This window comes from Novosphingobium sp. 63-713 (assembly GCF_001898925.1).
Taxonomy (GTDB): Bacteria; Pseudomonadota; Alphaproteobacteria; order Sphingomonadales; family Sphingomonadaceae; genus Novosphingobium.
The window spans coordinates 158,268-172,177 of record NZ_MKVS01000004.1 but is presented as its reverse complement, the minus strand read 5'-3'; the positions used below and the strand labels follow the sequence as shown (position 1 = coordinate 172,177).

Here is a 13,910-nt window from a genome sequence, read left to right as displayed (position 1 = left end):
GCCTACATCAGTCGCAATCGCTCCATTGTCCACATTGCGGCTGCACGCTACAGGGCGCTGAAATCACTTTTCTGCCAAAGTAGTGCTAGAATGCGAAGCGGTGGAAGCCGCCATCGACAGCGATAACTTCGCCGGTGATGTAACGGGCACGCGGACTGGCCAGAAAGGCCACCAGCGCGCCCACATCGGCAGGATCGCCATAATGGCCCGCAGGAATGGCGGACACCGGCACGGGCGCAGGCCCCTGCTCGCTGACGATAAAGCCCAAAGCGATGGTGTTCACGGTCACCCCGTCCGCCGCTACCATGTGGCTCAGGCTCTTGCCATAGACCGTGCTGGCCGCGTTGAAGACCGAGGCGGCGTTGACCACCTGCTGCACCTCGAAACCGCCGCCGATCATGAAGATGCGCCCGTATTTCTGCGCCCGCATATGCGGCAGGCAGGCCTCGATCAATTGGCGTCGCCCGATGCCGCGGATCTGGTAACTCGCCTGCCAGTCCTCCTCCGACCCGTCGATGCCCAGCGGCGCCGAGGCACCGGCACAATTGACGAGAATATCGACCGCCCCCGCTGCCTCGGCCAGCGCTTTGGCTGTATCGGGCCGGGTCAGATCGATGGCGACGGTCTGCGCCCCGCCCAGTTCAGCCGCCGCGCGCTCCAACGCATCGGCGCGGCGCCCTGCCAACACCAGTTCCACACCTTCTTCGGCCAGCGCCCGGGCGATGCCCAGCCCGACCCCCGCCGACCCGCCCGTCACCAGCGCGCGGCGCCCTTCCAGACCCAGTTTCATCTGTCTTCCACCAAGGTGCGCACCAGTTGGCGCGGCTGATCATTCTCACGGTAACGACATGCGCGGTGCAGGGTCGAGCGGTTGTCCCAGATGACAAGATCACCCGGCGTCCAGCGGTGACGATAGCGATAGCGCGGATCGCACGCATGTTCGCGCAGCGCCGCGATCAACGCCCGCCCTTCCGGCATCGGCATCCCCTCGATATGGGAGAGGTGCGAACCGATGTTCAAAACCTGACGGCCGGAACCGGGGTGCGTTTCGATGATCGGGCGCGGTTGATCGGGCAGTTCGCTGAAGAACCCGCCCTGATCGGGCCGCGTGGCGCCCAGATGGTCCATGATGGTGCGCGGGCTGTGAATGCCGATCAGCCCTTCGGCCTCCTCGCGCAGCGCCTGAGGCAGCTCTTCGCACGCCGTTGCCATATCGGCGAATTCGGTATCGCCGCCATCCCGCGGCACCAGGATCGCCTGAAGGAAGGTGTATCGGGCGCGCACCGGGCGGAACGTGCTGTCGGCATGCCAGAACTGGTTCGCATATTGGAAAATCCGGCGCATGTCGGTGGCGCCAAGAATGGTCGCGCCATCCACCAGATTGGAAATTTCCGACACGCGCTGGTCGGTGTATTTCATGTCCTCGCGCAGCTTGCGATATTTCGGATTGCCTTCATCGGAGTTTTCCAGCGGCCCCAATTGCTCGCTGAAGGCGATTTGCTCATCAGGCGTCATTTTCTGGCCGGCCAGCACCACCACCCCGAAGCGGTCGAGCGCCGCAAGGATGGTCTGGATTGTGCCGGCATCGCATGGTGGTGACAGCGCAATCCCTTCGGCTTTCCCCGCAAATGTCCTGCCCACCTGCTCAAAGGTGATCGACATGTCTGATCTCTCCGCATGTGAATTCTTGTTGGTGTGAACTCCTTCACACATAGGTCGGCGCAGTTCTAATCCTGTATGGTGATGGGGGTATGCGCGAAATCTATGGCATGCTTCAGCCCGCGATCCGCACATGCCGCCAGGCCGTGCGCATCAGCTCCTCCGTCAGCATCTGTTTGAGTTCGCGGGCCAGCACCCGGGCCGCAAGAGTGCGCGGACGATCATTGGCAGAACACAGGGCCAGATCACGGCGCAGCGGCAAGTCGCGCAGACGTTTCAGGCATACGCGCCCACTGGCGATGTCGCTTTCAACGAAGCTGGCGGGCAGGATGCAGGCCCCAAACGAGCCCGCAATAAGATCGCGAATGGCCTCGCCGTCGATTTCGGCCTGAATGTTGAGATGGATGCCGCGATGGCGCAGATATTCGAGCAGATAACGCCCGCTGGCAAAAGACCGCGCCGTGGGAAAGACAAAAGGCAGACCTGACAATTGTTCGGGCGCGATCACATCTTCAGGCGGCAGGCCGGGCAGGTCGGGGCTGGCGACAAGGAAGAGTTCCTCGGTCAGCAGGAGATCGATGTCCAGGCTGCCAATTTCCTTGTCATGCACCAACAGCCCCAGATCGAGCAATCCATCGCACAGCGCTCGATACAGATCGCCGCTTTGGCCTGCCACAAACGAGAGCCTGACATTGGGATAGGCCTCACGCACACGCCTGGCCAGCGCGGGGCCGATCATGCGCGTCAGACTGTTGACGCAACCCACCCTTACCTCGCCGACCGGATTGTCTTCGGCGGAGTGGACCTGATCTATCACCTTGGCCATATCATGCAGAACACGCTGCGCCGCCTGATACAGCAAAAGCCCCTGCTCGGTCGCCCGTATCCCCGTATGTCCGCGATGCAGCAGAGGCACACGCATAGCAAATTCAAGATTGGCAATGCGCTTCGACAGTGCCGGTTGCGCGATGTTGCACAGGCGCGATGCCTTGGAAATACTGCCCGCGTCGACGACGGCCACGAAGTAACGCAACTGCATCAAATCGATATTTGCATTAACCTCAGTTATGTCCGCCATCCTCCCCCCAATCTCACACCGCGAAGGTCGAGCATGACCGAGCCGCCAGCCATGCCTGCCGTCATTTATTGTTGATACTTAACAATATCATCTTTTGCAAAGATATGCAAAACAAACAGGACGACCCCGCGATGGAAACCAGTGATCAGGATATCAGGCCGCGATCGGGAACTGGGCAATCACCTGCCCGGTGCCCGAAGCAATGAAATAGGGGACGATCACCTCGGCGCAACCTTGATAGGCATCCCAGCCCAGCGCCCCCATCAGCATCGCCGTATCATGCATCCAACCCTCGCCGCTGCAAGCGCGCGCATAGGTCGGCAGCATCCCCGCAAACTCCTTCCAGCGCCCCTGCGTCCACAGATCAAGCGCGCGCAGATCGCACTGGCGGTTGAATTCGTCACTGATCTCATAGGGGTGATCGAGCACGACCGCATTGTCGTGAATGCGGTGCGACAGCGAACCACTGGCCAGCACCGCCACCTTGCGATCCGAAGCCTCGATGGCGGCGCGCAAGGCGGCCCCGACCTTCCGGCTCTCGTCGATGGACGCCCAGGCCAGCCAGCCCGACATGGAGACGACCTTCAATCTGTCGCCGGTATTCATAAAGTGCAAAGGCACAAGCGTGCCATATTCAAGCCACATCGCCTTGTTTTCATGCGCAAAGGTAGGCACCCCGGCGGCCGAGGCAGCAGCCGCGATGGCATGGCCCAGTTCAGGATCACCGGGCGCGTGATATTCCAGATCCTTCAACTGAGTCGGAAACTCACTGCTCGAATAGACGCCATCAAAGCGTGACGCACAGTTGACATGATAGCCCGCATTGCTGAGCCAGTGCGTATCAAGCACAATCAGCGTTTCCGCCCCCGCATCGAGAATCCGGCGCCCAACCTCGCGCAACCCCTCGACGGCGTCGTCGCGACACCCATGCAGCGGCCCGGGCTGCTCCGACAGGATCATGCGCGGGATGTGAGTGATCTTGGCCGCGTAAACAATTTTGCCCATCTTAAGCTCCTCCACAAAGTGAAGGCGTGATGACATATTGTGTGGCAAATGTTTTTAATATGGATCAAAAGTTAGATTATTTTTATAATTCCCCGGCCGTCAGGAGAATCGACACCGCATAGCAACCTCCATTGCCATATCAGGGCCTGCGATCGGGCTGAACTGTTGGCCGAGGTTGTCGCCCCAAGCTTACCATTTGTCAAAACGGTCAAGTCCAACAGCCTAAGCTCAGATTATGGCCAGAACGCATTCCATGAGGCCCGGCGCCTGACTATCCAACGCTCCAAATAGAAGACTTTCGGCAGGACAACACTATCTCAATGGTGAAGATAGTGAGTGGCCGCCCCCTTTATCAACTTCCTGATCGAGGAAGGGTCCCTGCCCTCATCAAGTTGTGCACGTGCGCCGTCGCGCTTGCCGCGCGCAGCAGCAAGACTGACCGCCGGGTAACTCCCGAAGGCCATCGTTTTCCGCACGCCATCGAAGGCGTAATTCCACTTCCACAGTTTGGAGCCGTTCGGCCTCACCAGAGGGTAAAGCCCATGGCTGTCGGCAAGCTTGCAGGCCTTGTCGCGGGGTTTTGCCGCGCGGATTTTTGCGTCGCTCAACATAGTCATCGCCGAACCACGTTTTCCAAACGCCGAGACCACGAATCGAACCCACGCCATGAGTGGAGGCGTATGGACCGTTATGGTCGCCTCAGGCCGTTAAGTGTCGATTTTGAAGAGAAAACGTCAATCCGAGTGGACTGTTGCGCACCCCTCTGGAGGGGTAAGTGGCGGAGAGGCAGGGATTCGAACCCTGGATACCCTCACGAGTATGCCGCATTTCGAGTGCGGTGCATTCGACCACTCTGCCACCTCTCCGCAGAGGTTTTGGATGAAACCGCAAGGGCTTCGTCCCGGTCGGGAGCCGCCCTCTAGCCAACGAATCATACCTTGCCAAGCCCTAATTTCACATGGCTGTGGATTTTCTGATGCGCGCCTTGTTTTGCGCTGCAACAGGCCTATATTTCCCATCATGGACAGAACGAGTTTCTTCTCTCCCCAGGCCGGACGTCGGATTGACGTACCTCGCGCCGCCCAGGCCCGCTTTGCGATCGGCGATGTTGTACGCCACCGCGACCATGATTTTCGCGGTGTGGTGTTCGATGTCGATCCTGTGTTCGCCAACAGCGAGGAATGGTACGAATCCATTCCGCAAGAGCTGCGCCCCGACCGCGACCAGCCCTACTACCACCTCTTTGCCGAGAGCGAGGAGGACAGCTATATCGCCTATGTCAGTCAGCAAAACCTGATCCGCGACACAGGCGGCGATCCGGTCGAACACCCTGCCCTGCCGCAGGTGTTCGAGCCGTTTGACGGGGCGCGCTACAGGCTGCGCGCCGGGTTGAGCCACTGAGGTCAGACCCGCCACGGAAACAAAAACCCGCCGAGGATCGCCCCGGCGGGTTTTTTGTTGCCCGGTTTGGCCGAAAGAATCAGCCCTTGAGCTTCCACCCCGATTTCAGCACCAGATAGGTCACCACGCCGATCATGGCATTGAGCGCCGCCAGACCCAGCGCGCCATGCAGCACCGCCTGATTGGTCGCGCCAATGTCGCTTTGCCCCAGAAAGCCGAAGCGGAAGCCGGAAATCACATAGAAGAACGGATTGACCCGGCTGACCGACTGAAACGCGGGGGCCAGGTTGTCGATAACGTAAAACGTACCCGAGAGCAGCGCCAAGGGCTGCACCACGAAATTGGTCACGGCGGCGTTATGATCGAACTTCTCCGCCCAGACCGACGAGAGCAGCCCGATCAGCGAGAGCAGCATCGTGCCCATCAACCCGAACCAGACCACCGCCCAGGGATGCGCCACGCTCAGCGTCACCCCCGGCCACAGCAGCATCGCCCCCGCCAGCGCCAGCCCGACCAGAATACCGCGCGTCATCGCCCCGGCGATCATCCCGGCCATCAATTCAGCCGCCGTCAGGGGCGGCGTCAGGAAGTCGACGATGGTCCCCTGGATCTTGCCCGCAAGGAAGCTGAACGAGGCATTCTGGAACGCATTGTTCATCATGCCCATCATGATCAGGCCCGGCGCGACGAAGGTGGCAAAATTCACCCCCAGCACGATCCGCCCCCCGCGCCCCATCGCCACGGTGAAAATCACCAGAAACAGCAGAGTCGTCACCGCCGGTGCCCAGATGGTCTGGGTCTGCACTTTCATGAAGCGGCGCACCTCCTTCATGTAGAGAGTCCACAGCCCAAGGCGGTTGATGCCATGGATCAGCGGCTCTCCCTGCACAGGAAATTGCCTTAAACGGGGGCGAACCGGCGAATCATCGGTGATAGCGGCGGTCTGGGCGGCATTGCGGGGTTGATCGGCCATGCTTGCCCGACTATCGGGTAGCGCGCGGGCTGGCAAGACTTGCACCGCGCTTTCAATCACCCCACATTAGGGCGAGCGGAAGATTTCAGGACAAAAGGCAGCAAGGCACGCATGAGCTGGACCGAAGAACGCATCGACAAACTGACCCGCATGTGGGAAGGCGGCGCCACCGCCAGCCAGATCGCTGAGGAATTGGGCGGCGTGTCGCGCAATGCCGTGATCGGCAAGGCGCACCGTCTCGGGCTCAAGGCCCGCCCCAGCCCGGTCAAGTCGAATGATCGCCACGAGGAAGCCGCGCCCGCCCCGGTTCAGGCCGCGCCGCCGCCGCCCCGCCCCGCCCCTGTCGAAGCGCCCGCGCCCCGCGCTGCGGCGCCCGCTCCGCGCCCGGCGCCCGCCGCCCCTGTGGCCCCGCCGCCCGCGCCTGTCGCTGCTGCGCCTGCCGCGCCTTCGGGCGATGCTCCGGCCGCTCCGCCTGCCCCGCGCATTGTCTCGGTCGGCCCCGGCGGTTTTCTGCGTCAGGGTCCGGGTGAGCAGCAGGCCCCCATTCCCCCCGCCCCGCCGCGCCGCCTCGTGCCCGCCAAGCCCAGCGCCGATATTGCCGACAAGACCAGCCTGCTGGATCTGAACGACCGTATCTGCCGCTGGCCGATGGGCCATCCGGGCGAACCGGATTTCCATTTCTGCGGCGAGAAGGTGAACCCCGGCTTCCCCTATTGCGTCGAACATTGCGGCCGCGCCTATCAGGCGCAATTGCCGCGCGGCCATCGCCGCCCCCCGCCGCCGCTGCCTTTCGGCAATCCGCGCGTGCGATAAGTTCCCTTTGAACAGCCAGGGCGCGCAAGTGGCATGATCGGCCACTTGCGCGCCTTGTTGCATTTGGCCACATCAAAACCGCAATTTTTGGGGCGCGCACCGTTTTCATGACTCTCGATCACACCAGACTGTTTCCCAATCTGCGCCGTGTGGTGGTGGCAGGATTGCTGATCGCGCTGGTCGCGGGGATGTTTCTGCCGATCTATTCCGACGAAATCGGCTGGCGGCTTCAGGAACGAGCCTGGCTCGATGGGCTGGACAAGCTCTATTCGGAAAATTGCGGGCCCAATACGCTGGCCGTGCCGCCCTTTTTCATGTGGCCGGTGCGATGGTATTCGGCCTTTTTCAACACGCGCTTTCCCGATCCGCTGTTCGTGCGCGTTTCGGGCGTGGGCTATGCGATTGTGTTCATCATCATGGTGCTGCGTCTGGTCAAACAGATCGGGCGCAGTTCGGATGAACGCCATTCGCTGGCCATCATCGCCTCGGCTCTGATGGGGCTGGGCGTGATGCCGCTGCTTCTGGTGTGGAGCCGCCCGGAACAGCCGATCTTTCTGGCCGCCACGGCCGCCGTGCTGATCGCCAGCGCGGGCTGGCGCTCGCCGGGCAATCTGTTCGCGCCGTTCAACGGCATCGCCTATACCAACGCCACCGCCAGCCCCGGCACGGCATGGCGCCGCTCGCTGACCATTCTGGCGCTGGCGCTCATCGCCATGTCCTATCATTTCAAGGCGGTGCTGGTGGTGCCTGCATTTGCCGCCTGCATCATCTTTGCCAGTCGCGGGCGGCGGGCGCTGTTTGCGCGGGGGGTGGCCATTGTGCTGCTGCTGCTGGCCACGGGCAGCGCGGCGAAATATTGGATCAACCGCGTGGAATGCCCCGCCGATCCCGTCATCGCCAAGATGCATGCCCGCAACAACCTTGCCGGACAGCTCGACATTGGCGTGATCGGCAAGACGCAGCTGGTCCTCAAGGTTCTGCAGAACTACAAGCTCTCCGCCTATATCGACAAGGCTGCGCCCTCGGTCAGCCCACGCTCGATGTGGCTGCCCGTGGGCATGGTCAGCGATGACGAAATGAGTGGCTGGCGCGGGGGCATGACGATCATCTGGGCCACCGCCCTGCTGGCCGCGATCATCAGCTTTGTGGGCGGTGTACGCAATATGTGGCGAGAGAAGGTCATCCCGCCCGAGCCGGTGATCGCGCTGATGCTGCTGGGCGCGGTGTCGATCTGGTGCGTCAGCCAGTATGACCGCAACCCTTACGAATCCAGCTTTGTCCTGCCACTGCTGATGCTGGCGATCATTCTGGCCATGGCCAGCCCCCATCGCTGGGAGGGCCTGCGCCGTTGGACCAGCACGCTGGCGCTGGCGATCGGGCCGCTGATGCTGCTGTCGATTGTGCTGGTGTCGGGCCTGTACGGCCCGCGCCTGATCGATGATGCCCAGCGACGTGACTGGTTGCCCTCGCATCCCTGGTCGGTGCCGGTTTTCGGCTATCACGCCTCGTATAAGGATATCATGGGCGCGGCCCGGCAATGCAACCTGCCCATGCCCCGTGAGGCGCGGCATCTGCTGCTCGATGATGTCACCTATTTCGCCTATATGCAGAGCCGGATGCCCGATCACGAACTGGCCGTGCTGCCCCCGCATTTCCGCGGCTCGATCAATGATCCGGTGGCCTATCTGGCCGCGCAGAACAGCGACGGCATCCTGATGCGCTGCAAGCGACTGCCGCCTTTTCTGCAAAACATCGCCCATCGCAGCGGCAATTATTGCTGCGTCACTCCCGCCGACTGGTCGAAACTGCCCCCCGGCGCCACGGTGTTTCAGGACAATCCCCCGCCCGCCAAGCCTTAATCTGCAAACTGCGTAAAAATCCGGTGCAAAGCGGCAACAGGCTTTCCATAGGCCTGGGCTAGAATGCGCCGATGACCTCGCATGATCCGAATCTTTCGCGGCACCCGTCCAAAGGGCTGCTTGGCTGGCTGAGGGGCGCCGGGCGCGAAGAGGATATGCCGCAGGAGGATGAGGGCCGCGATACGTCGGTCGTGCTGGATCCGCGCCGTCTGGCCCGCAGCCAGTTGCTGACCGATATCGCCGATTTTCTTCTGGCCCATGATCTGGAAATCAACCCGATCACGCTGGGCGTGGCCCATAATTACCTGACCGGCGGCGACGGTTCGATAACGCGCAGCATCGATCAGCGCATCCAGTCACGCCAGGCCCTGACGCTGGAATGGATCGAACTGATCCTGCGCGAGAATGGCGGGGACCAGAGCGAGTTTCTTAACCGGCTGATGAACCGGCTGGAATCAAACATCGAGGCTTTTGACCGCACCAGCACCGCCGCAAAAACGGCGGCCAGCGAATATGGCGATGCCCTTTCGGCCCATGTCGACGGGCTGGAGGAAATGAAGCCCGCCAGTGCGCCCGCCGATACGGGAGAACTCGTGCAGGAACTGGTTTCCATCGCACGCACCATGCTTGAGCGCACCGCCAGTCTGGAAAAGGATATGGCGCGCTCCATGCTGGAAACGCGCGCCCTGCGCCGCAGCCTCGAACAGGCCCGCCGCAGCGCCGAGGAAGACCACCTGACCGGCCTGCCCAACCGGCGCGCCTTTGAGCATCGCTTTGCCAGCGAATTTGCCAGCGCGCGCGATGCGGGCGATCAACTGGCGGTGGCCTTTTGCGATATCGACAATTTCAAGCGCATCAATGACGAGCATGGCCATGAGGCAGGCGACCGGGTGCTGCGCAATGTCGCCTCGGCGTTGACGCGGATTTCCGATGACCGCTGCCATGTCGCCCGCCATGGAGGCGAGGAATTCGTCGTCCTGCTGCGCGGGCGTTCGCTGCATCAGGCATGGGAATTGCTCGACGATGCCCGCGCCGCGCTGGCCGAGCGGCGGATGGTCAACCGCGCCACCGATATGCCCATCGGCAAGGTCACCTTTTCGGCCGGGATTGCCGATGTGTTTTCCTTTGCCGATTCGCGCGCCGCGCTGCGGGCCGCCGACCGCGCCCTGTATCGCGCCAAGGCCGAGGGCCGCAACCGCGTGATCGTCGCCGAACCGACGCCCGAGGAACGGGCGCGCAGCAAACCCGCCGGCAAATAGAAAGGCCCGCCTCCATCGCTGGAGGCGGGCCTTTTCCTTGATCCCAAGGGAGAGCGCGAAACGCCCTCCCTATTTTTGGATCAGTCTTCCGACTTCAGGAAAGCCGGCATGTGATCGGGGTTGCCACCCTCTTCACGGTCACGACGGGGACCACGGTCACGGCCACCATCGCGGCCGCCTTCACGGCGCGGCCCACGGTCGCGGTCGCCGCCGCGCGGACGGCGATCGCCGCCGCGGTCACCACGATCAGCGCGCGGTTCGCGCGGTTCGCGGGGCGGACGGGTGTCTTCCAGCTCGGCGCCGGTTTCCTGATCGACGACGCGCATCGAGAGGCGGACCTTGCCACGGTTGTCGATTTCGAGAACCTTGACGAAGACTTCCTGGCCTTCCTTCACCACATCGGTCGGCTTTTCCACGCGCTCGTTCTTCATTTCCGACACGTGGACGAGACCGTCCTTGCCGCCCATGAAGTTCACGAAAGCGCCGAAATCGACGATGTTGACGACCTTGCCCTTGTAGATCTTGCCGACTTCGGCCTCTTCCACAATGCCCAGGATCCAGGCCTTGGCGGCCTCGATCTGCCCCAGATCGCTCGACGAGATCTTGATCACGCCTTCATCGTCAATGTCGACCTTGGCGCCTGTGGTGGCCACGATCTCGCGGATCACCTTGCCGCCCGTGCCGATGACGTCACGGATCTTCGACTTGTCGATGCTGATGGTCTCGATGCGCGGAGCGTGTGCCGACAGTTCGGTGCGCGCTTCGCCCAGCGCCTTGAGCATTTCGCCCAGGATATGCGCGCGGCCTTCCTTGGCCTGAGCCAGAGCCTGCGCCATGATTTCCTGCGTGATGCCCGCGACCTTGATGTCCATCTGCATCGTGGTGATGCCTTCGGAGGTGCCGGCCACCTTGAAGTCCATATCGCCCAGGTGATCTTCGTCACCCAGAATGTCGGACAGCACGGTGAAATCGTCGCCTTCAAGGATCAGGCCCATCGCGATGCCCGAAACCGGGCGCGCCAGCGGCACACCGGCGTCCATCATCGAGAGCGAACCGCCGCAGACGGTGGCCATCGAGGAGGAACCGTTCGACTCGGTAATGTCCGAGAGAACGCGGATCGTGTAGGGGAAGTCTTCCTTCGAGGGCAGCACCGGGTGCAGCGCGCGCCATGCCAGCTTGCCGTGGCCCACTTCGCGGCGACCGGGGGCGCCAAAGCGGCCCACTTCACCCACCGAATAGGGGGGGAAGTTGTAGTGCAGCATGAAGTTCTGATACGACAGGCCATCGAGACCGTCGATCATCTGCTCGGCGTCCTTGGTGCCCAGCGTGGTGGTGCAGATCGACTGCGTTTCACCGCGCGTGAACAGCGCCGAACCATGGGTGCGGGGCAGGAAGCCGACCATCGATTCGATCGGGCGGATCTGCGTGGTGGTGCGCCCGTCGATACGCTTGCCGTCCTTGAGGATGGCGGTGCGCACGATTTCGGCTTCCAGCTTCTTGGTCACCTTGATGGCGACCATCTGTGTCTGGGGCGTTTCGTCGACGAAAGCGGCCTTGGCCTTAGCGCGAACTTCATTCAGCGCGTTCGAGCGGGCCGACTTGTCGGTCAGCTTATAGGCAGCAGCGATGTCCTTGCCGACCAGCTTCTTGAGCTTGGCCTTCATGTCGGCGGTGTTGTCCGACAGGTCGACTTCCCAAGGCTCCTTGGCGGCCTTTTCGGCCAGCTCGATGATCGCATTGACGACCTTGCGGCTTTCGGCGTGGGCAAACATCACGGCGCCCAGCATTTCTTCCTCGGACAGCTCCTTGGCTTCCGATTCGACCATCATCACGGCATTGCCGGTGGCCGCAACAACGAGGTCGAGACGGCCTTCAGCCACCTGCGCCATCGACGGGTTGAGCTGGTATTCGCCATCCTTGAAGCCCACGCGCGCAGCGCCGATGGGGCCCATGAAAGGCACGCCCGAAATGGTCAGCGCGGCCGAGGCGGCGATCATCGCGACGATATCGGGTTCGGTTTCGCCGTCATAGCTCATCACCTGAGCGATGACGTTGATTTCGTTATAGAAACCTTCGGGGAACAGCGGGCGGACCGGACGGTCGATCAGACGGGAAACCAGCGTTTCCTTTTCCGTCGCGCCGCGCTCGCGCTTGAAGAAACCACCGGGAATACGGCCTGCAGCCGAAAACTTTTCCTGATAGTGGACGGTCAGCGGGAAGAAGTCCTGGCCTTCCTTCACCGACTTGGCGGCGGTCACGGCGCAAAGCACCACGGTTTCGCCATAGGTGGCCAGAACAGCGCCGTCGGCCTGACGGGCAATACGGCCGGTTTCGAGGGTGAGGGTCTTTCCGCCCCACTCCAGCGATACGGTCTTAACGTCGAACATTTCTTATCCTTCAGCCCACATGGCCCTATTGCCATGCAGGGTTTGCTGCCGGGATAGCCGTCCCGGTGCGGTGCAGGGCTTTTGATCATGCCCCAAGGCCCCCGCCGAATTGCGGGAAAAGCCCCAAAATCAGTCATGCTCCCGATATGCAAACCGCCCCGAAGCGGGGCGTGTTCAACAAATCGGGCGCTGTATAGCGGAAAAGGCGGCGCCGATCCATCGGCAACCGCCTTTGCCTAAAAACGAAACGCCCCGGTTGGGGCGCTTCGACAAACCTGGCTTACTTACGCAGGCCCAGCTTGGCGATGAGAGCGTTGTAACGCGCCACATCCTTCTTCTTCAGATAGGCCAGCAGCGTGCGACGCTTGTTGACCAGCTGAAGCAGACCGCGACGCGAGTGGTTGTCCTTCGCGTGGGTCTTGAAGTGTTCGGTGAGGTTGACAATGCGCGTGGTCAGGATCGCAACCTGCACTTCGGGCGAACCGGTGTCGCCGGCGTGCTGGGCGTTGTCAGCGATCAGTTCCTGCTTCTTTTCAGCGGTAATCGTCATAATCTCTACTCCGCGACATCCGAAAGGTTGAACCCCCGCTCGACCTTGGCCGAGCCCCCTTCGAGCCTCATCAACGCGACGGGCACATCGCCCAGCCGCGCCAGATAAAGCCCATCGGGATAGGGCTGCCCGAAAAGAACGCGGCCCTGACGGACCGCCCCTGCCTGTTCGGGCGAGAGGGATAGAGCCGGGATGTCGACCAGCCCTGCCTCAAGCGGCAGAAGTTTAGTTCCAAGCGGCGCCCCCTGACCGATTTCGTTCAAGGAGTCCAGCGAAATCGCGTGATCCAGCGTAAACGGCCCCGCCGAGAGCCGCCGCAGCATCGTTACCGACCCGCGCGTGCCCAGCGCCAACGCGATGTCGCGCGCCAGGCTGCGGATATAGGTGCCCTTCGACACATGGGCGCGCAGGGTCGCCCAGTCCTCGCCGGCGTCGATCAGGTCGAGCGCATGGATCGTGACCGCGCGCGTGGGCATATCCACCGCCTCGCCCCGGCGCGCGCGGTCATAGGCGCGCACCCCGTCGATCATCAGCGCCGAATAGGCGGGCGGCACCTGTTCGATCGGCCCGGTGAAGGACGGCAGAACCGCCGCGATTTCCGCCGCAATGGGGCGCACATCGCTGGTGGCCACAACCTTGCCCTCGAGGTCGAGCGTCTCGGTCTCCTCGCCGAACTTCACCGTGAAATCATAGGTCTTGGACGCATCCAGCATCCGCCCCGTCAATTTCGTCGCCTCGCCCAGCGCGATGGGCAATATCCCGCTGGCCAGCGGATCCAGCGTGCCGCCATGGCCCACCTTGATCCCGCCCTTCAGCTTCATGTTATAACCCGCCGCGCGCAGGTTGCGCTTGACCGCGCTGACGGCCTGCGTGCTGCCCAGCTCCAGCGGTTTGTCCAGAATGATCCAGCCATGGACGCTCATCGC

General features: G+C 62.3%; 13 protein-coding genes and 1 tRNA gene. 4 read left to right on the top strand and 10 right to left on the bottom strand.

All coding sequences use genetic code 11. The features are described 5' to 3' along the window. Positions 1-85: 85 nt before the first annotated feature. The 6 genes from BGP00_RS01155 to BGP00_RS01130 all read right to left on the bottom strand — a co-directional run bounded on the left by BGP00_RS01155 (position 86) and on the right by BGP00_RS01130 (position 4,608). On the bottom strand, positions 86-790 hold the full coding sequence (locus BGP00_RS01155; protein ID WP_292692878.1) for an SDR family oxidoreductase: 705 nt from the start codon (positions 788-790) through the stop codon (positions 86-88). After that, positions 787-1,662: a TauD/TfdA family dioxygenase gene (locus BGP00_RS01150; RefSeq protein ID WP_168602451.1), complete on the bottom strand. Its 876-nt coding sequence runs from the start codon at positions 1,660-1,662 to the stop codon at positions 787-789. Before BGP00_RS01150 ends, BGP00_RS01155 begins: the two co-directional genes overlap by 4 nt. 112 nt (positions 1,663-1,774) lie before the next feature. Then, positions 1,775-2,698, bottom strand: coding sequence for a LysR family transcriptional regulator (locus tag BGP00_RS01145; protein WP_216662323.1), 924 nt, complete (start codon positions 2,696-2,698; stop codon positions 1,775-1,777). A 192-nt stretch (positions 2,699-2,890) separates the two neighbouring features. After that, positions 2,891-3,742, bottom strand: a complete 852-nt coding sequence (gene hpaD / locus BGP00_RS01140; RefSeq protein ID WP_292692872.1) for a 3,4-dihydroxyphenylacetate 2,3-dioxygenase — start codon at positions 3,740-3,742, stop codon at positions 2,891-2,893. A gap of 317 nt (positions 3,743-4,059) precedes the next feature. Then, positions 4,060-4,359, bottom strand: a complete 300-nt coding sequence (locus BGP00_RS01135) for an Arm DNA-binding domain-containing protein (RefSeq protein ID WP_292692869.1) — start codon at positions 4,357-4,359, stop codon at positions 4,060-4,062. 159 nt (positions 4,360-4,518) lie between these two features. Continuing rightward, positions 4,519-4,608, bottom strand: a tRNA-Ser gene (locus BGP00_RS01130). Between the two features lie 154 nt (positions 4,609-4,762). Here BGP00_RS01130 and hspQ point away from each other — a divergent pair. Next, a complete protein-coding gene (gene hspQ / locus BGP00_RS01125; RefSeq protein ID WP_168602447.1) occupies positions 4,763-5,143 on the top strand; it encodes a heat shock protein HspQ in 381 nt (126 codons plus the stop codon). Between the two features lie 79 nt (positions 5,144-5,222). Here the strand turns inward: hspQ and BGP00_RS01120 are convergent, their stop codons facing one another. Beyond that, a complete protein-coding gene (locus BGP00_RS01120) occupies positions 5,223-6,116 on the bottom strand; it encodes an ABC transporter permease (RefSeq protein WP_292692867.1) in 894 nt (297 codons plus the stop codon). A 111-nt stretch (positions 6,117-6,227) separates the two neighbouring features. On the opposite strand from BGP00_RS01120, the gene BGP00_RS01115 reads away from it, so the two are divergent. The 3 genes from BGP00_RS01115 to BGP00_RS01105 all read left to right on the top strand — a co-directional run bounded on the left by BGP00_RS01115 (position 6,228) and on the right by BGP00_RS01105 (position 10,047). Next, positions 6,228-6,929, top strand: a complete 702-nt coding sequence (locus BGP00_RS01115; RefSeq protein ID WP_168602445.1) for a GcrA family cell cycle regulator — start codon at positions 6,228-6,230, stop codon at positions 6,927-6,929. Positions 6,930-7,036: 107 nt separating this feature from the next. Then, a complete protein-coding gene (locus tag BGP00_RS01110; protein ID WP_292692863.1) occupies positions 7,037-8,788 on the top strand; it encodes a hypothetical protein in 1,752 nt (583 codons plus the stop codon). A gap of 71 nt (positions 8,789-8,859) precedes the next feature. Further along, positions 8,860-10,047, top strand: coding sequence for a GGDEF domain-containing protein (locus BGP00_RS01105; RefSeq protein ID WP_292692860.1), 1,188 nt, complete (start codon positions 8,860-8,862; stop codon positions 10,045-10,047). Between the two features lie 80 nt (positions 10,048-10,127). Here the strand turns inward: BGP00_RS01105 and pnp are convergent, their stop codons facing one another. The 3 genes from pnp to truB form a co-directional block, all read right to left on the bottom strand. Continuing rightward, complete coding sequence (pnp, locus tag BGP00_RS01100) at positions 10,128-12,434, bottom strand: polyribonucleotide nucleotidyltransferase (RefSeq protein WP_292692857.1); 2,307 nt, start codon at positions 12,432-12,434, stop codon at positions 10,128-10,130. A 280-nt stretch (positions 12,435-12,714) separates the two neighbouring features. Next, positions 12,715-12,984: a 30S ribosomal protein S15 gene (gene rpsO, locus BGP00_RS01095; protein ID WP_168602441.1), complete on the bottom strand. Its 270-nt coding sequence runs from the start codon at positions 12,982-12,984 to the stop codon at positions 12,715-12,717. A 5-nt stretch (positions 12,985-12,989) separates the two neighbouring features. Beyond that, positions 12,990-13,907, bottom strand: a complete 918-nt coding sequence (gene truB, locus BGP00_RS01090; RefSeq protein ID WP_168602440.1) for a tRNA pseudouridine(55) synthase TruB — start codon at positions 13,905-13,907, stop codon at positions 12,990-12,992. Positions 13,908-13,910 lie beyond the last annotated feature (3 nt).

Bases quoted from the DNA above. Each gene is read 5' to 3' on its own strand.
- BGP00_RS01155 (WP_292692878.1), bottom strand. From the start codon at position 790: ATGAAACTGGGTCTGGAAGGGCGCCGCGCGCTGGTGACGGGCGGGTCG.
- BGP00_RS01150 (WP_168602451.1), bottom strand. From the start codon at position 1,662: ATGTCGATCACCTTTGAGCAGGTGGGCAGGACATTTGCGGGGAAAGCC.
- BGP00_RS01145 (WP_216662323.1), bottom strand. From the start codon at position 2,698: ATGCAGTTGCGTTACTTCGTGGCCGTCGTCGACGCGGGCAGTATTTCC.
- hpaD (WP_292692872.1), bottom strand. From the start codon at position 3,742: ATGGGCAAAATTGTTTACGCGGCCAAGATCACTCACATCCCGCGCATG.
- BGP00_RS01135 (WP_292692869.1), bottom strand. From the start codon at position 4,359: ATGACTATGTTGAGCGACGCAAAAATCCGCGCGGCAAAACCCCGCGAC.
- hspQ (WP_168602447.1), top strand. From the start codon at position 4,763: ATGGACAGAACGAGTTTCTTCTCTCCCCAGGCCGGACGTCGGATTGAC.
- BGP00_RS01120 (WP_292692867.1), bottom strand. From the start codon at position 6,116: ATGGCCGATCAACCCCGCAATGCCGCCCAGACCGCCGCTATCACCGAT.
- BGP00_RS01115 (WP_168602445.1), top strand. From the start codon at position 6,228: ATGAGCTGGACCGAAGAACGCATCGACAAACTGACCCGCATGTGGGAA.
- BGP00_RS01110 (WP_292692863.1), top strand. From the start codon at position 7,037: ATGACTCTCGATCACACCAGACTGTTTCCCAATCTGCGCCGTGTGGTG.
- BGP00_RS01105 (WP_292692860.1), top strand. From the start codon at position 8,860: ATGACCTCGCATGATCCGAATCTTTCGCGGCACCCGTCCAAAGGGCTG.
- pnp (WP_292692857.1), bottom strand. From the start codon at position 12,434: ATGTTCGACGTTAAGACCGTATCGCTGGAGTGGGGCGGAAAGACCCTC.
- rpsO (WP_168602441.1), bottom strand. From the start codon at position 12,984: ATGACGATTACCGCTGAAAAGAAGCAGGAACTGATCGCTGACAACGCC.
- truB (WP_168602440.1), bottom strand. From the start codon at position 13,907: ATGAGCGTCCATGGCTGGATCATTCTGGACAAACCGCTGGAGCTGGGC.